We start from the raw sequence: 18353 nt of genomic DNA, 5'->3' as shown, positions 1-18353 counted from the left end.
GGCCCTACCCTAGCAAAAGGAGCGCCGAATTCGGTTTCATGCCGATTGCCGGGAGATTTCGCCCCCTGGTGCCCAACCGCTTAGTTCAGCGGGGTCATCACACCGTCGAAACCTTCTGCCGGTGGTCGCCCTCGCATCGATCACCATGTTTTAGTGCCGACGGAAATCCGTTCAAGGTAAGGCTCACAGTGCAGCAACAGAGTTGCCAAATCGCTATCGACCTTTGCATTAGGCATCGCTTGACGCAGAAAGGCCGTGAGAACCTGCCTGAGACCATCGGGGTCGCTAGTTTTCGATCGGTCGGGAACGATAACCACCCGGCCTCCCACCGCGTCAATGCGGTATGCTTCACCGTTACGCCCATAGACGGGGCCATAAACGCCATCGCGGACATCTATGGCCTCCAAGTCCAACTCTGCTGACGCCACGGAGTCATAGAAAAGCGCTGGCTCATCTGCCGCAATGATCAACGCGATACGCCTCGGTGCGCTCATCCGCCGAACGATCACGCCGTGATGTGTCTTTCGATGAACGCCACCATGCGGTCGAACATGTCGCCGGTGTTGGACAGGTCGGGCGCATGGCCGACGCCGCGGTCCATGTCGATGTATTCCAGCGAAATCGTGCCGCCGGCCTTGCGGTAGTTGGCGACGAAGCGCTGCGGCTCGTTGCCGTCGAAGCTCGACTCGACATCCTTGTAGTCGTGCAGCGTGTCGTTGCGGCCCTGGAACCACACCGCCGGCGGCGTCATCGGCTTCTCGCCGCGCTCCAGCGCCAGCATCGGGTTGCCCTCGGCCATGTTGGCTTCGGACTGCCAATAGGAATCCTGGCGGCCGATGATCGACTTCGGCCAGGCCGGCGGGTTGGCCGCTTGGGCGGCGCGCTTGCCGTGCCGGTAGCGGCTCAGCGGATTGATCACCGGCCACGCCATGTTGACGCAGCGCACCGTGGCGTCCTGTGCCGACGCGCCGGCCGGCAAGGGGATCGCGGCGTAGCGCGGATCGTGCGGCCGCATGGCGACCAGCATCGCGAGATGGCCGCCGCTCGACTGGCCGGTGATCCCCACCAGGTCGGGGCGGGTCTTGAGCTCGCGCGCATGGAGCTTGGTCCAGCGCACCGCGTAGTTGATGTCCTGCACCGAGGCCGGATACGGATCCTCGTTGCCCGAGCGGAAGTCGAGCGCGACCGACACGATGCCGTGCGAGGCCATGTACTGATGGCGCAGCTTCTCGGTGAAGCGGTCGCTCTGGCACCAGGCGCCGCCATGGCATTCGACCATGGCGGGAAACGGCCCGGCGCCGCGCGGCTTGTAAATGGTCGCCAGCAGCGGCTTGTCGCCGTGGCGCAGGTACTCGACTTCTTCGACGTCGAATTCGGTGGTCTTGGCTTCGAGGACTGCTGTGCTCATGACGCGTCTCCCTTTGCAAAGAACGGCCGCATGCTAGCCTGTGGGAGACACTGGAGGAACCGCCATGACCGTCGCCCAGCTCGACAGCCTGATCACCCTGTTGCGCTCCCGTCCTGCGCCGGCCGTGCAGGACGTCGGCCAGTCCCGCGCGCGCTTCGAGAAGATGGGCGAGCTGCTCGGCCGCCCGGCCGAGGCCAAGTGCGAGCCCGTCAAGGCCGGCAGCGTGGCCGCCGAATGGGTCGATGCGCCGGGCTGCGATCCGACCCGCGCGGTGCTGTTCCTGCATGGCGGCGGCTACGTCATCGGCTCGATCAACACCCATCGGCGGCTGGCCTACAACATCTCCGCCGCGTCGGGCGCGCGCGTGCTGGCGATCGACTATCGCCTGGCGCCCGAGCACCCGTTTCCGGCGGCGATCGACGACGCGGCCGAGGCCTGGAGCTGGCTGCTGAGCCAGGGCTTCGCGCCGCAGCGCCTGGCGATCGCCGGCGATTCGGCGGGCGGCGGACTGACCATCGCGACGCTGGTCAACCTGCGCGACCGCAAGCTCGGGCTGCCGGCCTGCGCCGTCGCGATCTCGCCGTGGGTCGATCTCGAAGGCGTCGGCACCAGCATCACCGCGCGCGCGTCGGACGATCCGATGGTGCAGAAGGAAGGCCTGCTCTGGATGGCCGGGCTTTACCTGAATGGCGCCGATCCGCGGACTCCCCTCGCCGCGCCGCTGCATTCCGAGCTCGCCGGCCTGCCGCCGATCCTGATCCAGGTCGGCACCGCCGAGACGCTGCTCGACGACGCCACGCGCATCGCCCAGAAGCTGCACCGCGCCGGCGTCGCGGTGCGCCTCGCGGTGTGGCCGAACATGCTGCATGTCTTCCCGCTGTTCGCGCCGATCCTGTCCGAGGGCGGCGAAGCCTGCGCCGAGATCGGCGCCTTCATCCGCAGCGGCTGCGCCTGACGACGGCTCAGGGGACTCGCACGCCCATCAGCTCCCAGCTGGTGGGCTGCGAGGACAAGGGCTTGCCGCCGGCGCCGACGACCTCGAACTGGGCGGTGTACTTGGCGACGTATTCGAGCGACGGGCAATACCACCAGCGGCGCTCCCATTTGCCCTGCCCGCTCGGCTCGCTCCACAGCAGGACGTAGCAGGCGAGCCGGCCGACCGGCACCTCGACAGTCTCCTGCTTCTCGACCAGCACCGTGGCCTGCCAGCCGCGGTCGCCCGAGCCGACACGAGCGAGATGCGCCGTCTTGCCGACCTGCAGCGGCAGAAACGCCTTCAGCACGTCGATGTTGGCCTGCACGATCGGCGAGCCGGCGCTGAAGGCGCCGAGGAACAGGTCGACCTGCTGGCCGCCGTTGAGATTGGCGAAGCGGCAGAACGGCGCGGCCGCCCCCGCAAGCGCCTGGATGCTGCTGGAATCGCTGAACGTGTAGATCGTTCCCGGCGCCGGGCAGGCGGGCGGACCCTGCGCGCCGGCGCCTGTCGCTCCGGCGAGGACAACCGCAGCCGCGATGGCGCCGTTCACCCAGCCGCTCATCGCGCCACCGTCCAGCCCGCCGGGCACGCCGAGCCGCTGACGCGGATGCGCGAGCCGTCGGCCGCGGCGCACTCGAGCTGCTGGGCTGCAGGCGCTGCCACGGGAGCCGGCGGCGGCGGCGCCGGCGGCGCCGCCGGCCGCGGTTGGGCAACCGTCGCGGGCGCGGCCGGCGGCGGCGCGTACGGCCGTTCGATCGGCGCCGGCGTCGCGGTCGGGACCAGCGCCATGCTGACCTCGCCCTGGTACTTGTTGTCGGCGCCGCGGCTGGAATCGACCGCCCAGGCGAGCCCGGCGGTGAGCACGTTGGCGATGGTCGCCATCGCCAGGCCCGACTTGTTCACGAAGGTCGCCGAGGCGTAGCCCGGCTTGTCGCAGACGATGAACAGGTCGTCCTTGCTCTTGCGGATCTGCACCGAGCCGGGCGTCGCGGCGACGTCAGCGATCAGCGCGCCGTTCTTCCAGAACGTGCAGCGCGCGCCGGACGGCGTGGTGTTCACCGAAATCTGCTGCGTGGTGCCTTCGAAGATCGACGCGCAGCCGCTCAGAAGGACCGAGCAAGCCAAGATGATTGCGCTCGAACGTGCCAATCCGCCGACTCCCCCGACGGCATCGCCGATCACCGGCAACGCCACGATGATGGCCGATGGACTCCGGCTTCACGCTGTCCGGTAGGCCCAACCGCCGCGCAACCATATTGCCGGTATCCATTGCAACAGCAAGTAGGGATGTCGCCGCGCGACGCGCTCCTACGGGATCAGGCCGGCGGTCCGCGGCGCCGTGTTCCAGACGGCAAGCTGGTCCTTCATGTAGGCCGCCAATTCTCCCGGCGTCGACGAGCGCGCCACGAAGCCGTGCCGCTGCATCTGCACGCGGATTTGCTGCGCCCGCGGCAGCGCACCCGACACCTTTCGCCATTGCGGCCGGTCGACGCCAGGGCCTAACCTTCCGCGGCAGGCTGCCCCGGACGGGGCCGTCTATTCGGGCCATGTCGACAGGGGAGACGCTGCACCTCGGCACGGCGATGTCTGTACTCCGGCATGGAGACCAGCCGGCCAAGGCTGTTGGCCCGGTGCGTCGGAACGACTGAGGGGGAGAACACCATGGGTCACGGTTCCGGCATTCGCGAGGTTGCCTGGGTCGACATCCCCGGTGGCGGCCAAGTCGTCCTGAACGGCAACTACGCCTATGTCGGACACATGCAGCCGCCGCACGGCACCACCGTCATCGACGTCGAAGATCCGGCGCATCCAAGGGTCGTCGCTTCGATCGATATTCCGCCGGGGTTGCATTCCCACAAGGTACGCGTAGCGAATGACGTCATGGTGGTGAACCGCGAGCGTACGCGGGGCGAGAAGCCGGCCGGTGATTTCGTCGGGCTGCGCATCTTCGACGTCAGCCGACCGAGCAACCCGCGCGACATCTGCCATTGGCCGTGCGCCGGGATGGGTGTGCACCGTTTCACCTTCGACGGCCGCTACGCCTACATTTCCACGGAGCAGGAGGGCTATGTCGGAACCATCGTCATGATCCTCGACCTCAAGGATCCGACCAGCCCTGAAGAGGTCGGCCGCTGGTGGATGCAAGGGCAGTGGGTCGCCGGCGGCGAAACGCCAAGCTGGAAGGCGAAGAACCACCGCTGCCACCATCCGATCCGGCGCGGCGATCGCCTGTATGTCAGCTACTGGTACGGCGGCGGTGTCATCCTCGACATCAGCGACATGACGAAGCCGAAGCTGATCGCCAGCCTCGACTGGAGTCCGCCGTTCGGCTGGCCGACGCACAGCCTGGTTCCGATCGATGTGCCGATCGCCGGCCATCGCTGGATGCTCGTCGCCGACGAGCACGTGCAGCCCCTGGATCCCAAGCTCTCGCCAGAGCTGCCCGCGATGCTCTGGATGGTGAACATCACCGACGAGACCCGTCCGATACCGGTCAGTTGTTTCCAGCTGCCGGAATTGGTCGGGATCGAGACGCCCCTGATGACGGCGTGCCACCAGCCCGTCGAAACCATCACCGGCAACGAGGTCCCCGCCGCCTGGTTCGCCAACGGGCTCCGGGTGATCGACATCTCCAATCCCCTGTCGATGAGGCAGGCTGCCTGGTGGATGCCGGACGTGCCCGCGGGGGCCCAGCGCGTCTGCAGCAACGACGTCTTCGTCGACCATCGAGGCTTGATCTACCTGATCGATCGCAATCGAGGCCTGTCGATCCTCGAGCGCGCGCCAGCATCCTGGTGAGCTCCCGACCGGAAAGGATTGCCCTCATGACCCTCACCCTCGCGGATGCCAATCGGGTAATCGCCGGCGCCATCGAGAAGGCCGACCAGATCGGCGCCAAGATGAACATCGCCGTGTGCGATGCCGGCGGACGGCTGCTTGCCTTTCAGCGCATGGATGGCGCCATGTGGGCTGGCTCCTTCGGCAGCCAGGGCAAGGCCATGGCTTCGGCTGCCTTCGGACGCCCGAGCGGCGATCTGACGCCACGTGCCGACCATCCGACCTTGCGCGGCATCGCCGCGGCCGAAGGCAACCACATGTTCTATGGCCAGGGCGCCGTGCCCATCTTCCGCCAAGGGGTGCCGATCGGTGCCTGCGGCGTCGGCGGTGGGTCCGCACAAGAAGACGAGGATTGTGCCCGCGCCGGGGTTGAAAAGCTCTGACGCCCGCCCGACCGGCCTTCGCGGAAGCCGGCGGCAGTTGAGCTCTTGCTGGCCAGCCGCGATCCCAGAGATCGTTCACACTTGGGGTAATGGCGGAGAGGAAGGGATTTACCGACTCGCCCCGCCTGAGTGCCCAAGCTGCTTGAAATCTACGAATCCGGGCTCTATGGCTGTGTGGAATTCCTGTGTGGAACCCGGCGGAGAGTCATGTATCTCGTCAAACGTCACCAGACCTATTGGGCGCTGCACGATGTCCCGCGCCGCCTTCACGACAAGCTAGGCCGCCGCCTCTCGAAGTCGCTCGGCACAAGCAACAAATCACAAGCTGAACGGCTCGCCAATATCCTTTGGCTACACGATTGGAAGCGGCAGATAGACGGCGAAGCCGCAGCAGTCGCGGACGACAAGGAGGCCCTGTTCTTCCGAGCGCTGATCCGCAACGCAAACACCGACGAAGAACGGGAGAGCCTCAAGGACCATGTGGGAGACCTTGCCCGCGACCGCGCGGAGCGGGCGTTGACGCGCGGCGACGAGGCAGCGGCGGACGAGGCTATCCGGTTCGCGCATCTAGCAACTGGCCGGATTATCCCCCTCACCGAACACTTAGACGAATGGTTGGCGGCCATCGACGACACCGACAAGACCAAGGCCATGAAACGGGCGGAGGTCTTGAAGCTCGGGAAGCAATTTGCGCATGTGCAGGACGTGGGCGGCCCCGCCGCGGCCAAGTGGCTGTCTGGGCTCGCCAAGGGTGGTGCATCGGCCAAGACCATTGGGCGCATCCTGTCGTTCCTGCGGGGCTACTGGAAGTACCTCCGAGAGCAGGGCATCACTGCCGCCGATCCGTTCGCGGGCCTGTCGCCGCCCTCGACGGCCCGCAAGGGCAAGAGCTGGGTGCCCTTCTCTCCTACCCAGGTGGTCACGCTTAAGAAGCTGGCCGCGAAGGAAGGTGACAAGGAACTGGCCGACCTCATCGACCTCGGCATGTGGTCCGGTGCACGCATTGAGGAACTGTGTGCCCTCAAGGTCGCAGAGGTGGGCCTCAAGGGGAAAGCGTTCTCCGTGTCAGACGCCAAGACGGAGGCCGGCATCCGCGAGGTGCCAATCCACGAGAGCCTCCTGCCCACCATGCGGCGCCTCATCGGAGATCGCCGCGACGGCTACGTCCTGGCCGATCTCAAGCCGAACAAGTTTGGTGACAGGTCGAACGCGATTGGCAAGCGCTTCGGTCGCCTCAAGAAGGCGGCGGGGTTCGGCAAGAGCCACGTATTCCACTCGATCCGTAAAACGGTGGTGACGCTGCTGGAGAACGCAGGCGTCTCGGAGAACCTCGCGGCGGACATCGTGGGCCACGAGAAGCCGCGCATCACGTATGGACTGTACTCGGGCGGTGCAACGCTCGCAGTCAAGCGGGCCGCGCTGGCGAAGCTCCGATATCCCATGTGACCCCACGGGGCCGCTCCCGTGGGCTGTTTGCGCAAGAGGCCCCGGCTGCTGACGCAAAGACGGTGGACGACCAAGAGGCGAGATCAATGTGGATTAAGACGGCCGACGGGTCGATTGTCGCAGACGATGGTAAAGTCATCTATTTCAGCCCCACCCGCTTCATAAGCGACATCGGGCTCGGACATTGCTGCTTCATCTGTGGCCGCGACAGGGCGGCAATTGAATTCAACGATGAGCATGTCATTCCGCAATGGGCGCTGCGTCGGTACGATTTGTACGACCGTAAGATCACGCTGCCCAATGGCATCCAACTCCCCTATGGCAGGTACAAGGTGCCGTGCTGCGTGGATTGCAACGCCTTGCTGGGAACAAGCGTCGAAGAGCCGATAAGTGAGGCCGTGGCGCGGGGCCCAAGCGAAAGTCGAAAGCTCATCCAAAGCCCCAGCGCTGCAATGATGTTGTTTGTTTGGATGGCTCTCATATTTCTCAAGACACACTTGTACGACCGGCATCTCCGGTTTCATCTGGACAAGCGTAAAGGAAGTAAGCGCATTGCAGACCTCTATGAGTGGCACGCGCTCCACCATATCCACACGCTGGTGCGAAACATCTACGTTGGTGCGCCGGTCGACAGTTGGAACATCGGCTCTCTCTGGGCGCTACCTGCCGCCGACGCCCAGGAGAAGTTCGACTATTTCGATATCTATGAAACCCAAACCGTACTGTTGCGCTTCGATGGCGTTGGCTTCGTGGCAGCTCTCAACGACTGCGGAAAGGCAGGAGCTTACTATACGGGCCATCTCAGTAGGATCACCGGCCCGCTTAGCCCAATTCAGCTCCGAGAGGTGTTCGCAGAGTTGTCATACCTAAACGACCGCCTTCATCCCCGGCCCTCTTTCATGTCCGATATAGACGCCGCGAAGGAACGTCTGATTCTCCGCGCTGAGCCCCCTAGTGATCCGCAGCTTATTGGCTTGGACCCGGCGATCCGGGGAAAGTATCTGCGCTTCGCGCTGCAGCCGTGGCGGGGCAAGCTCTTCATGTCGGGCGCATCTGATCCCATTTCGGATGACGCAATGGATGACAAAGGATTCAGCACCCTCTTCCATGAAGGCGAGTACATTGCTGATCCACGCTTGCCGAATATTCCGAAGCAAAAATCTGTTTGATCCCCGCGATACGGCTCGCTGCGCCGCTCCCCCCGGTGCCCCCAACGCGCGTGCCTTGTGCCCTGCGGCGGTCGCGCGGCTGGGTTCTGGGCACGGTTCCGGGCACATCGCTGCGGCCGATGCCCTTAGCAACGTCACCACGAAAGGTGAGTCACTAGGTCGCGGCCGGGCACCCGGACGACAGCGAGCGTCAGGGCTTCCCTCTCCAGCACACTGGGTGACGCCAACCGATCTGCTCGCAGACCTCTGCACGCCCTTGGGCTCGCAGGCCTTCCATCGCCTTCTCGGCCATGCCGAACGCGATCCACAGCGCCAGAGCGATGCCTCCGTACTTGAACACCCATCCCCAGGAACGCAGCGCCCGCGTCACAGCATCATCCGGTCCCATGCCTTCCCTCCCCGCCACAACCTCAGCGGGATCATGGACCGCGCTGGGAGCCGAGCCAATCGAAGTGAGTCACGCCGCCGCAGAGACAGGGCACCAGCCGGGCCTTATCAATCCGCGCAACCGTCGTTAGGCGCTTTGTGAAGCGGAGGCAGAACTACATGGGCGAGACGAAGTGGGTGGCGTATCTGCGGGTGTCGACGGCGCGGCAGGGCCGTGACGGGCTCGGCATCGACGCCCAACGCGACGCGGTGACGGCACTGGTGCGCAACCAAGGCGGCCGACTGCTGGCCGAATACGTCGAGGTGGAGAGCGGCAAGCGGAACGACCGCCCCGAGCTGCAACGAGCGATCACTCGCGCCAAGGTGAGCGGCGCTCGGCTCGTGATCGCGAAGCTAGACAGGTTGTCGAGGAGTGCCGCGTTCCTCCTCCAACTCCGCGACAGTGGCGTGCGCTTCGTCGCGGCGGACCTACCGAACGCGGATGAGACGGTGGTCGGTATCATGGCCGTGATCGCCCAACGGGAGCGCGAGTTGATCGGCCAACGAACGAAAGCCGCGCTGGCTGTAGCGCGTCGTCGCCTCGCCAAGGAGGGCCGCACGCTCGGCAATCCCAACGGCGCTCAGGCGCTCCGTAGGGCTCGCAAGGGGAACCGCGCGGCAGTCGCGGCGGTCAAGGCTGCTGCCTCACAGCGGGCCGAACAGTTGCGCGAGACGTTGGCGGATGTGCTGGCGGGCGGGCACACCTCGCACTCGGCAGTCGCGGCAGAGTTGAACACGAGAGAGATCGAGGCGCCGCGCGGCGGGTCATGGCACCCGATGGGCGTGGCGCGGCTGCGCGGCCGACTAGGGCTCTAGGCCCGCGTTCGCCGCATCCTTCTGTCGCTGGCTGCTCAAGTCGAATTTATAGAGCCACTCCGTTGGCGGAAGCTTGGGTACTCCAAGGTCCCAAGCCATAAACAACAAGCCCGGCTGTTCTTCACCAGCATGCTCAACGAGCAGGCCCGTTGCGATGTCTACCCAAACCGTGCTCGCCCCATGCTGCGCTCCGACGTAGGCTGCGCGGGGCGTCAGGAAGAGCCCGCCCGCTGTCGCCCGCTGGCCCCCGGAGGTCTTGGTCGGATGCCCCTCGGGCCCTATGAAGACGTCGGGGAGTACTGCCAGAACCGCGTCCTGTAACTCGACGAGGGACGGCACCCCTTTGCTCGGCGGCGATAGCACGACGCATCGGCTGGGCCGTTCCGCGGGAACCCTTCGGACGATCATTGCGAGGACGCCATTGGCGCCGCCGTAGTTACCTACGAACACCTCGCCCGGCCGCACATCGACTACCCGCCGCGCTTGCAGTGCGCCTAGGACTTCCATGGCGTGCGTGCCCTCCGTTGGGGACGCGCGTGTACCATCGGACCCGGCCGCCCACCAAGCGCAAGACCGGGGGCGGACTCGCACAGCGGAGCAACGCGCGGCGGCCCTTTTCCTGCCCGTACAGAGTCGATGGCGGCTCGCTGCTAGGTCCGCCCTAGGCCCGGCCCCTGATGCCCTCTAGTGGACTCCGCAGGCCCACGGCGGGGCATCTGGTGGCGCGGGGTAGTGCGCGTGGCGGTCCGCTGTGTCTGTCATGGCGTAGCCCCTGCCGGTCGAGTACCCGCATGGGGCCATTACCACCCACCATAGCACAGCCTAGAACCTCGGGCTCTTCTAGGGGCGTGCATGATCACAACCCGAGGACCTCTCCCAAGCCCCCGCTGTCGCGACCGCTAGGTTCAGGTGCACGGCGCGGCCGTGGGTTAACAGTGGAGCGGAAACGAAAGCGGGCGCTGCGACAAGGCAATGACATCCTTGCAACAGCGCCCGCTTAAGTTCGCGGCAATGTCCCCAAACGGACTAGAGGCCGCCTAGCCGTTCACCGGGGGCTGCACGCAACGTGCCCCAAGAGTCGAACGTGGTCATGCCGTGGCCGACGTACGCCGAGCCAAGCCAAGGCACTCGCACGTACAGCCCGAAGCCATTTCCTAGGCGCCCGTACATCTCGAACCTGAATTGCCCCAACGCATCCCGCATCCGCTCAATCATCTCCGCTCCATTCCACTCCGAACCGTCGGAGTGCGGCGGACTGTAGGTCCGATGAGGGTGCAACTCCAGAACGATCTTTCCTACTTTGTTCCACCAGTGGATGTGTCCACGCGTGGAACGGTCTTCCCATCGCACATCACCAGACACCACCATGGACATCACCGACAATGACCGGGCGGCCATCATCGCGGGCCTACAGGCCTTGCGAGACAGCGCCCTTTGCCACCGATACGCGTAACTCGCTGCCAAGCTCGCCGGCAACCAAGCTGCGGTCCCGTCGCGGCCAGCACGTAAAGCAGCGCATCTGGATGACCAGACTTGAGCACGCTGGCCTTACTGCCGTTCGGGCTACGCTCTCACTGCACGTTGGGCGGCCCGTTTCCAACCCGCTCGTGCTGCGCCTTGCTCTCAATCTCCTCGCGGAGAAGTGCACGCAGGCACTTCGCGACCCCGTCGAAGAAGCCCGTCTTCGGGCTGAACTTCTCGCCGTCCGCGAGCGCCGGGGCGAAACCAGGGTCGCGCCGTGAGCGACGACGTTTTCAACTCGCTGCCCAATTTGCCGACGACTGGAGCCGACCGCGAGGAGCTTCTAGCCCACATCTGGGGAGCACAGGCGATCGCCCTCTTGGCCGCGCTCCAGAAGAAGCCTTCCGCCGCCTTGTTGAACGTCGCGCGTGCCTTCCTCGCTGACAACGGCGTCGACAGCACCGCTCTTCAGCGCGGGGTTGGCATGACCAAAAGGATGGGTGAGCTATTCGCGAAGCTCCCCGTCTTCGAGGACGCCGAAATAGGTATCGAACGGGTAGCCCATGCGGGTGAATCCTTCGCGCCTGCCGAGGACGACGAATCCGCCCACCCCTCAACACCCTAAAGCCTCCCCAGGAGAACCGAATGGCGACCCTCAATCGCGCCGCCCGACGAGCGGCAGCGAAGCAAGCCGCACGCGCCGGCATCAACACCGTGCACAACGGCATCTCTCACGGCGCATTGACGCGGGGGAGCTTCGCTCGGCTGGAGGCACACCTCTGCGCCAACGGCAATCGCCTGTCTGAACAGCACCGCGCCGCCTTGTTCGCCATGCTCGGCCTCTTCACCGAGTCGGCACAGGGCAAGCTTCCTGGCCGCTGGGCGTTCGGCCTTCCGACCGGCATGGGCAAGACCTCGGCCATCATCGCGTGGTGCGCCGCGCTCGTGAGCCAGGGCCATGACCACATCTCGGTGTCGGTCGCAGCCTCCAAGGTCGAGGCCCTGTGCCAGCTCAAGCGGGACATGATCACCCACGGTATCCCTGAGGAGCGCATCGGCCTGCTGTACGCGGACGGGGGCAGGTATTCCGAGCCCCGCACCGATGACAACTCCGAGCGTCAAATCATGCTCGTCTCGCATGCTCGCGTCCGGTCGCGGACAGGCCTCGCCCGATTCAACTCCTACCAGGGCCGGCCGCGTGACCTGATGCTGTACGACGAGAGCTTGATCGCGTCGGACGCCAAAGGTGTGTCGGTGCGTGAGCTGAGGGCCGCGTTGGGATTTCTCCAAGGTCTCTGGTTAGACAACACCGGCTATGCGCCGTGTCTTGCCTACCTCACCCAGGCGCAGCAGGCGATTCACGACGCGCTGGACACCGCACGGGCCACACCAAACGAACCCACCGTGATCGCCCTCCCCGAGATCGACGACCAGCAACTCGGGGAGTTCCGCCGAATGCTGCCCCGCCGCCCTGCGGTGGCACCCTTGTTCACCTTGCTGGACCTCGCGAAGGAACAGCTCCGCGTCCTACCTACGGATGACGGCGGCGCGGTTTGGTACGAGGTCTCAGTGCCGGCCGAGCTTCGCAACATCATCGTGTTGGACGCGAGCTATCCCATCCGCGCACTCGTGAAAGCCGACAGCACCATCCGCGACGCCGAGCAACATCTACCTGCCGTGAAGCGTATTGGGGTGTCGCTGTCCCAGCTCAAGACCTTCGACAACGTCGCTCTTCATCAGATGTTCGTTGCCGGCGGTCGGGAGTCGATGCGTCGAGACTTCGAGCGCGACCACGGGGACCGGAGGACGACCCGCGAAGTGGTGGAGATCGTGAAGAACGTTCCTCCTGACGAGTCGGTCTTGATCTTCGTCTTCAAGCACAAACACGGCGAGCGGGTGGACTATCGCTCCACCATGTTGGCCGACCTTGAGAAGGCTGGCATAGACACGACCGCCAAGGTGCGCGGCGTCGAGAACGGCGAACCGAAGGACTTCGACCGCATCAACGTGGTGACGTGGGGAATGGAAACCTCGCTCAACTCCTTCGCCCACTGCCGTCATGTCATCCTGGCCGGCGTGCTTCAGCGATCATCGCTCGACCTCGCGGGGGCTTATATTGGGCAGGCGAACGACCTTCGCTCCGACGTACCGTCCAAGACCATTCGACAAGTCGCCCGCTCCGAGGTGTGTCACGTCATCTATCAGGCACTCTCCCGAGGGGCCTGTCGGGTGATCGAAGATGGCAAGGCCTCACGGATGACCGGCTACATCATCCACCGAGATCCCGCGATCCGTGGGGCACTCTCGGAGGTGATGCCGGGCGCCGTTTGGAAGGGCTGGGAGCCAGTCCACAGCGAGGCGAAGGCTGGGACCGTGGCGACCACGGCCAGCCGGATAGCCCAGTTCCTCGCTGGGCTGCCGGGCGATGTTGACCGCATCTCGACGCGCAAGCTCAAGGATGCGGCAGGACTGCGCGGCGTGGCCGGGCGGTCCTTCACTCACGCCCTACGGGATGTCTCGAGCCTCGTCCCGTGGGCGCTGTCTGGGCGCTCCCTTGCCCGGCTGTTCACTCCCCACCCGACTTAAACGCCAGCTCCCTAATAGGGGCTCTTCTTCTTTAGGGACTTGGCGTCTAACTCGCGGGCCGGCCGACTCGGCCTCCCCGCCCTCAGGACAACCAGAATGGACAACATCCAGCCCAAGTCCGGGCTCTTGTCGCGCATCTCACGCGGCCGGCTTGTGCTTCGCCATGCCCCCGACTGCCGGCCCCTCACCGGGCAGATAGCCCGGAACGAGGAACACCGCTGCGACGTGCCCGACTGTCACCGGTCCCGCTGGAAACTCGGGTCGCGCTGCCGTGCCCACGCGCGGCACTACGAGGCCACCGGCCATCCCACCGCTCGAACCATCCGGCGCGGCACATGGCGTCCCTGGGTGGTCGAGGCTGCGTCGTTCGTCGGACAGCAGCTCCGTCTAGCGCATCCCGGCATCGACGCAGCGGTCTCCTGGGCAGCCGGCGAGCTGTTCGGAAGCGGTAAAGCGGCACGCCGCTCCGACCCTCGACGACCGCACACCGGTTACAGCCGTGCCCTCGCCCGGCTCCGAGCCGGTGGCGTCGGTCCCGACGACTTCGTCGCCCGTTGGGTCGCCGCGTATGCGTTCCGGCAGCTCGACGCCGAGGAGCCGAGATCGCAGCGCCGCAGCTTCCGAGACGACTCCCACTTCCAGCACCAGGCCGCGAAGCTCCTGCTGCATCCGCAGCCCCTCGGTGCACCCGCATGGGCCCGTCAGCACACCGAAGACGGCAGCGCGGACGGCACCGCCGTTGGTCGCATCAACTTCAGTGTCCGGAGGTTCGCCTTCGACCGCGTCAACGCCGCCCTAGGCCTCCTCGCCTTCCGCGCCGCCGACGAACTCAACAAGCGCCTAGGCGGCTCCCGCTCAGCCACAGGCGATCTCCGTCCCGTCGCGCGTGTCTCCCATGACGACGCGCCTTTCCTCACCTCCAACAACAACAGCACCACATGAGCACCTACGAAACTCCAGACAATCAGCTCGCCGCCGTCTACGCGACGCAGTCCTCCTCAACCGAGACCAACGACCTCGGCATCTCGACGCGCGTCGGAAGCGGCCGCGTCAGCTCGACGGACGCCGTACCGATGTCGGCCCCGACCGGCGACCAGCTTTCATTCCGCACGACCAGCGGCATGGCCGTACATGATCCGGCCGCCATCAAGCCGGATGACGTGGTCAACCTGGGCAATGGCATGGGCGAGACCAGCGTCGCCGTGGCGATGGCGATGGGGCTCCTCGCCCGCAGTCCTGCAGGGCACATCGTGCCCGTGGGTGCGGCGGCCCCGCCCTCGTCTCCTCCCCCGGATGACAAGGGCCCGAAACCGCCTCTGCAGCCTCAGCAGGACGAGCGCCAGCAGGACACGCCGAATACCCGCCTGGACGACGAGAGCGAGGCCACGATCACCGATGCGCTTACGCGAGCGCCCGGCGCTTCGATTGGCGTTGCTGTGGCGGCCATCGACAACGGCGGCGAGGTCCCTGACGCACAGGTCGGGCAGCTCGCGGCTGAACTCGGCATGGAGCCTTCCCAAGTGCGGGCTAAGATTGCGAGCGTCCAAGCGGCCTATGCGAAGGAGGCGACGACCAGCGCAGCGAAAGCGGCTGGCACATCGGAAGAAATGGTCGCGGAAGCCTTCGAGCACTTCCGGCGCACCGGATCGAGCGACTTCCGCGCCGCGATGAATGCGCACTTCCAGAGCGGCAGGGCCGACTATGGGTCGTTCGTGATCGACTTCGTAGCGAACCTTGACCAAGTCGATCCCGCCCGAATCTTGGAAGCGAACACCACTGCCGGCCGCTCAGTCCGGTGGGATGCTCCGAGCAAGCAGATACTCGTAAAGGTCCCAGGTCGTGGCGAGATGCCTTGGAGTGTAGCTGTGCGGCAGCGCCTCATCTCTGTCCGCTAACAGCAAAGACATCACGATGGACACCACCGAAACCAGTACCGTCCCGCCGCCCCTCACAGCTTCGCTCTTGGCGGACGCCCTGGCGGCGCTCGCTCGTGCCGTAGAGGTTCGCTGCCTCGGAACCACCGAGGGCACCGCGTTCTCCACCGCTCTTGAAGAAGCCGCCGCCGAGTTCGGGACGACGCCCGGGCTGGCGCTTCTAGCGTTCGACCAATTAGCCAAGGGCCGCCGCGTGCTCAACGCGACCGCGCTCCTTGGCCTTGTCGAGGGTAACCGGGCCCTACTCGACCTTGGCCGGCGCTATGCCGCCGCCCAAGCCTCCCTCAACTCCCAAGGAACACCTCATGTGTGAACCCACCACCTTCGCCGCCCTGACGGCCGCCTCATCGTTGGCTTCGGTCGGCATCTCTGCTGCCAGCGCTTTCAGCAAGCAGGGCGCCGTCGCGACCAACTATGACCAGACCATCGCCAACGCCAACCGCGCCCTGGCGCAGAACTACAACTCGATCCAGACCCGCCAACAGCAGGAAGCCGACAAGGCCCAGAGCGAGAGCTTCGACGTTGCCCGGCAGATGGCCGAGGTGAAGGGCAGAGCTAACGCTTCTGCCGGCGAGGCTGGTGTAGGTGGCGTATCCTTCGCCAACCTCATGTCCGACTACGAGGCGCGGGAAGGCCGCGCTCGCGGCAACATCGATTACAACTACGCCACCACGCAGCAGGACCTGACGAACCAAGCGGAGGCCTCACGGACCAAGGCGCAGTCGATCATCAGCTCCACCGTGAAGCCCGACCCCATGGCCCCTTGGCTGGCCGTTGGCGGTTCCGCGATCAAGGCGGGGCTCAAGATTTACGATGCGTTCGACGACCGAGGCTCAAAGCCCGGCAAGGGCCAGGACATCGACTCCGAGATTGCGAGCTGGAGCCAGTACCATTGAGGCGTCGACTCTACCCTGCTCGTGAGATGGACCGGCTGTATGAAGCCGGGGAGCGCATGGCGTTCGGCCGCGGCACCGTCATGGCCGCCGACCACGCCGCTAGGTTCGCCTATGGACTCGTCGAGCTGGACCGCGAGAGCGGCAAGTACCGGCGCGTGAACCGAGACGTGGATCGGAAACGATGATCGTCAACGACGCAAAGAGCCGGGAGCGCATGCTCGCGAATAGTCCACATATGGGCAATCGGCTGCAGTAGTCCCAACAAGCGGGCCCGGCATCCAAAGCTGGGCCCTTTTTTCCTCTTACTCAAACGTGACCAATTGCACCACACAACACAGCACATTTGCCGGGCCCCTTCGGAGGAAGAACTCCGAAAGAAGGCGGCCCTTGAGGAAAGCGCTAGAGAGGGCGTGAGTCTTGCCGGCATCGACCTGTCCAGCATGAACCTTGCCGGCATCGACCTATCCGGCGCCAACTTAGCCGGCGCTGATCTCGGCAACGCCGATCTCAGGAGTTCGATCTTGCGTGGAGCTACTCTGCGGGGCGCTTACATGGGAGGCATGATCCTGCGGGGCGCCAATCTTCAAGGCGCTTTGATGTCGGGGGCGATCCTCCAGGGCGCCAATCTTCAAGGCGCCTTGCTGTTCGGGGCGGACATGAGCGGCTGCTATTTCGGAGGAGCAGACCTCTCGTTCGCTGACCTTAAGCAAGCGATCCTGAAAGGTACTGTCTTGCGGGATGTCCCACTCATTGGGGCGAACTTGGCTGGCGCCAACCTCGAAGGCGCCGATGTTGATGGGGTCCGCCTTTGCGACGCTGTGGCCTTCCCCGAGGCAACCATCCCTCTGGCTGTACCAGAGGTCGGCAGCTACATCGGTTGGAAGAAGTGCAAGAACGAAGTCATTGTGAAGCTCCTGATCCCGGCAGAAGCCCGTCGCAGTAGCGCGGCGACGCGGAGAGCACGAGCGGAGTTCGCCCAAGTTCTAAAAGTGTACGGCGCCGAGGTTGGCGTGGCGATGCATGACGGTACGACTGAATATCGCGCGGGCAATATCGTGCGCAGCGACAAGTGGGGGACGAACCGATGGGACGAGTTCTCCGGCGGTATCTACCACTTCATTACTCGCGCCGAAGCGGAGGCCTACGCTAGGCGCACCAACCGTTGGGTAGAACCACAAGAATAATCAATAACAACCGCTGGCCAACGACCGCCTTTTCCCATGTGATGTCATGTTGCGTGCCCCCAGCGGCCCCGCCCTGCGTGTTCGCGCGTTGGGCGGGCTTGCTCGTCGCGAGCCTGTCTACCGCAGCAGGGAGTTCAGGGCCGCCGCCGAACTCGCGACGCCGATCGCGAAGATGCGGGCCGAGTCCGCTGCAATCAGCTCTGTTGCGTCGTAGATGCGTGGACGCCTTTGCGGGTCAGCGCGGCCGTCGGCGATCTCTTGGCCGATCAGCATCTTGTGGTTGGTGCCGATCATCTCTAGGCCGAAGTAGTTCTTGATCTCGTCAATGTGCTGTTCATCAGCTTGCCGCCGAAAATCGAGGTGGGCACCGCCGAATCGATTTGCCAGCCAACGAATTACGTCCGACCGCGTGTAGAAGCACTCCTTCCAGTAGAACATTTTTTGGTTGATGAAGTGCTTAACTGGCTGCTTTGCCGGCGCAGGTATGGGAGCTTGAGGTCGCCGGTCTTGCAAACGGGCTGAGGCTATCTGCCCTATGCTGAGGCCGATTGAATTGACCTCCATGTACCCCATCCAGTGCTCATAGAAGCCTGCCTTGCATAGGTTGACTGCCTGGGCATTGCCGACAATGGGAAACCCGACAACATGGGGACGAGCGAGACGCTGCACTTGATGGAATTGGTGACCTGCCCTGTTTCTTCGGACCACGCTTAACTTGAGAATCCTGGCGTCTCCTGTGCCTTTGAATGTCCCGTGAGGGACGGTGTTGCAACGGGCCGGGGCGCGGAGGCCCCCTCTACCGCAGCGTCCCGGCCCGTTGCGGAAGCGGG

21 protein-coding genes are annotated in these 18353 nt (G+C 65.0%); 15 read left to right on the top strand and 6 right to left on the bottom strand.

The window, feature by feature from the left end; translation table 11 throughout:
• Positions 1–140: 140 nt before the first annotated feature.
• The gene (locus J0J01_RS09120) at positions 141–494 is read right to left on the bottom strand and encodes a hypothetical protein (protein WP_296379960.1); all 354 of its coding nucleotides are present in this window, start codon (positions 492–494) and stop codon (positions 141–143) included.
• An 11-nt stretch (positions 495–505) separates the two neighbouring features.
• The gene (locus J0J01_RS09115) at positions 506–1408 is read right to left on the bottom strand and encodes an alpha/beta hydrolase (RefSeq protein WP_296379959.1); all 903 of its coding nucleotides are present in this window, start codon (positions 1406–1408) and stop codon (positions 506–508) included.
• Between the two features lie 64 nt (positions 1409–1472).
• Here J0J01_RS09115 and J0J01_RS09110 point away from each other — a divergent pair, with 64 nt between their 5' ends.
• Positions 1473–2363, top strand: a complete 891-nt coding sequence (locus J0J01_RS09110; protein ID WP_296379958.1) for an alpha/beta hydrolase — start codon at positions 1473–1475, stop codon at positions 2361–2363.
• A 7-nt stretch (positions 2364–2370) separates the two neighbouring features.
• Here J0J01_RS09110 and J0J01_RS09105 read toward each other — a convergent pair whose 3' ends face one another.
• On the bottom strand, positions 2371–2946 hold the full coding sequence (locus J0J01_RS09105; RefSeq protein WP_296379957.1) for a hypothetical protein: 576 nt from the start codon (positions 2944–2946) through the stop codon (positions 2371–2373).
• Positions 2943–3443: a hypothetical protein gene (locus J0J01_RS09100; protein WP_296379956.1), complete on the bottom strand. Its 501-nt coding sequence runs from the start codon at positions 3441–3443 to the stop codon at positions 2943–2945. The genes J0J01_RS09105 and J0J01_RS09100 overlap by 4 nt, the downstream gene beginning before the upstream one ends.
• Between J0J01_RS09100 and J0J01_RS09095 the strand changes: the two genes are divergently transcribed.
• Complete coding sequence (locus J0J01_RS09095; RefSeq protein ID WP_296379955.1) at positions 3436–3618, top strand: hypothetical protein; 183 nt, start codon at positions 3436–3438, stop codon at positions 3616–3618. The genes J0J01_RS09100 and J0J01_RS09095 overlap by 8 nt on opposite strands.
• A gap of 74 nt (positions 3619–3692) precedes the next feature.
• On the opposite strand, the gene J0J01_RS09090 is transcribed toward J0J01_RS09095, so the two are convergent.
• Positions 3693–3851: a hypothetical protein gene (locus tag J0J01_RS09090; RefSeq protein ID WP_296379954.1), complete on the bottom strand. Its 159-nt coding sequence runs from the start codon at positions 3849–3851 to the stop codon at positions 3693–3695.
• A gap of 195 nt (positions 3852–4046) precedes the next feature.
• On the opposite strand from J0J01_RS09090, the gene J0J01_RS09085 reads away from it, so the two are divergent.
• The 13 genes from J0J01_RS09085 to J0J01_RS09025 all read left to right on the top strand — a co-directional run bounded on the left by J0J01_RS09085 (position 4047) and on the right by J0J01_RS09025 (position 17523).
• The gene (locus tag J0J01_RS09085; RefSeq protein WP_296379953.1) at positions 4047–5183 is read left to right on the top strand and encodes a hypothetical protein; all 1137 of its coding nucleotides are present in this window, start codon (positions 4047–4049) and stop codon (positions 5181–5183) included.
• 26 nt (positions 5184–5209) lie between these two features.
• Complete coding sequence (locus J0J01_RS09080; RefSeq protein ID WP_296379952.1) at positions 5210–5605, top strand: heme-binding protein; 396 nt, start codon at positions 5210–5212, stop codon at positions 5603–5605.
• A 129-nt stretch (positions 5606–5734) separates the two neighbouring features.
• Positions 5735–7051, top strand: a complete 1317-nt coding sequence (locus J0J01_RS09075; protein ID WP_296379951.1) for a tyrosine-type recombinase/integrase — start codon at positions 5735–5737, stop codon at positions 7049–7051.
• Between the two features lie 86 nt (positions 7052–7137).
• Positions 7138–8220, top strand: coding sequence for a hypothetical protein (locus J0J01_RS09070; RefSeq protein WP_296379950.1), 1083 nt, complete (start codon positions 7138–7140; stop codon positions 8218–8220).
• 546 nt (positions 8221–8766) lie between these two features.
• Positions 8767–9462, top strand: coding sequence for a recombinase family protein (locus tag J0J01_RS09065; protein ID WP_296379949.1), 696 nt, complete (start codon positions 8767–8769; stop codon positions 9460–9462).
• A gap of 1738 nt (positions 9463–11200) precedes the next feature.
• Positions 11201–11548 carry a hypothetical protein gene (locus J0J01_RS09060; protein ID WP_296379948.1) on the top strand — a complete coding sequence of 116 codons (348 nt, stop codon included), beginning with the start codon at positions 11201–11203 and terminating at the stop codon, positions 11546–11548.
• A 20-nt stretch (positions 11549–11568) separates the two neighbouring features.
• The gene (locus tag J0J01_RS09055; RefSeq protein ID WP_296379947.1) at positions 11569–13509 is read left to right on the top strand and encodes a hypothetical protein; all 1941 of its coding nucleotides are present in this window, start codon (positions 11569–11571) and stop codon (positions 13507–13509) included.
• 96 nt (positions 13510–13605) lie between these two features.
• Complete coding sequence (locus tag J0J01_RS09050) at positions 13606–14451, top strand: hypothetical protein (protein WP_296379946.1); 846 nt, start codon at positions 13606–13608, stop codon at positions 14449–14451.
• A complete protein-coding gene (locus tag J0J01_RS09045) occupies positions 14448–15404 on the top strand; it encodes a hypothetical protein (protein ID WP_296379945.1) in 957 nt (318 codons plus the stop codon). The genes J0J01_RS09050 and J0J01_RS09045 overlap by 4 nt, the downstream gene beginning before the upstream one ends.
• A gap of 16 nt (positions 15405–15420) precedes the next feature.
• Positions 15421–15756 (top strand): hypothetical protein, encoded by a 336-nt coding sequence (locus J0J01_RS09040; RefSeq protein WP_296379944.1) that lies wholly within the window; start codon positions 15421–15423, stop codon positions 15754–15756.
• Positions 15749–16339 carry a hypothetical protein gene (locus J0J01_RS09035; RefSeq protein ID WP_296379943.1) on the top strand — a complete coding sequence of 197 codons (591 nt, stop codon included), beginning with the start codon at positions 15749–15751 and terminating at the stop codon, positions 16337–16339. The genes J0J01_RS09040 and J0J01_RS09035 overlap by 8 nt, the downstream gene beginning before the upstream one ends.
• 26 nt (positions 16340–16365) lie before the next feature.
• A complete protein-coding gene (locus J0J01_RS09030; RefSeq protein ID WP_296379942.1) occupies positions 16366–16524 on the top strand; it encodes a hypothetical protein in 159 nt (52 codons plus the stop codon).
• Between the two features lie 225 nt (positions 16525–16749).
• A complete protein-coding gene (locus J0J01_RS09025) occupies positions 16750–17523 on the top strand; it encodes a pentapeptide repeat-containing protein (RefSeq protein ID WP_296379941.1) in 774 nt (257 codons plus the stop codon).
• 117 nt (positions 17524–17640) lie between these two features.
• On the opposite strand, the gene J0J01_RS09020 is transcribed toward J0J01_RS09025, so the two are convergent.
• Complete coding sequence (locus J0J01_RS09020) at positions 17641–18192, bottom strand: hypothetical protein (protein ID WP_296379940.1); 552 nt, start codon at positions 18190–18192, stop codon at positions 17641–17643.
• Positions 18193–18353: the final 161 nt, after the last annotated feature.

The organism is Reyranella sp., assembly GCF_017305915.1.
In the GTDB taxonomy this organism is placed as follows: Bacteria; Pseudomonadota; Alphaproteobacteria; order Reyranellales; family Reyranellaceae; genus Reyranella.
This window is presented reverse-complemented; position numbering and strand designations above follow the sequence as displayed.

Bases quoted from the DNA above. Each gene is read 5' to 3' on its own strand.
- J0J01_RS09055 (WP_296379947.1), top strand. From the start codon at position 11,569: ATGGCGACCCTCAATCGCGCCGCCCGACGAGCGGCAGCGAAGCAAGCC.
- J0J01_RS09040 (WP_296379944.1), top strand. From the start codon at position 15,421: ATGGACACCACCGAAACCAGTACCGTCCCGCCGCCCCTCACAGCTTCG.
- J0J01_RS09045 (WP_296379945.1), top strand. From the start codon at position 14,448: ATGAGCACCTACGAAACTCCAGACAATCAGCTCGCCGCCGTCTACGCG.
- J0J01_RS09030 (WP_296379942.1), top strand. From the start codon at position 16,366: ATGGACCGGCTGTATGAAGCCGGGGAGCGCATGGCGTTCGGCCGCGGC.
- J0J01_RS09065 (WP_296379949.1), top strand. From the start codon at position 8,767: ATGGGCGAGACGAAGTGGGTGGCGTATCTGCGGGTGTCGACGGCGCGG.
- J0J01_RS09120 (WP_296379960.1), bottom strand. From the start codon at position 494: ATGAGCGCACCGAGGCGTATCGCGTTGATCATTGCGGCAGATGAGCCA.
- J0J01_RS09110 (WP_296379958.1), top strand. From the start codon at position 1,473: ATGACCGTCGCCCAGCTCGACAGCCTGATCACCCTGTTGCGCTCCCGT.
- J0J01_RS09050 (WP_296379946.1), top strand. From the start codon at position 13,606: ATGGACAACATCCAGCCCAAGTCCGGGCTCTTGTCGCGCATCTCACGC.
- J0J01_RS09105 (WP_296379957.1), bottom strand. From the start codon at position 2,946: ATGAGCGGCTGGGTGAACGGCGCCATCGCGGCTGCGGTTGTCCTCGCC.
- J0J01_RS09115 (WP_296379959.1), bottom strand. From the start codon at position 1,408: ATGAGCACAGCAGTCCTCGAAGCCAAGACCACCGAATTCGACGTCGAA.
- J0J01_RS09070 (WP_296379950.1), top strand. From the start codon at position 7,138: ATGTGGATTAAGACGGCCGACGGGTCGATTGTCGCAGACGATGGTAAA.
- J0J01_RS09035 (WP_296379943.1), top strand. From the start codon at position 15,749: ATGTGTGAACCCACCACCTTCGCCGCCCTGACGGCCGCCTCATCGTTG.
- J0J01_RS09080 (WP_296379952.1), top strand. From the start codon at position 5,210: ATGACCCTCACCCTCGCGGATGCCAATCGGGTAATCGCCGGCGCCATC.
- J0J01_RS09085 (WP_296379953.1), top strand. From the start codon at position 4,047: ATGGGTCACGGTTCCGGCATTCGCGAGGTTGCCTGGGTCGACATCCCC.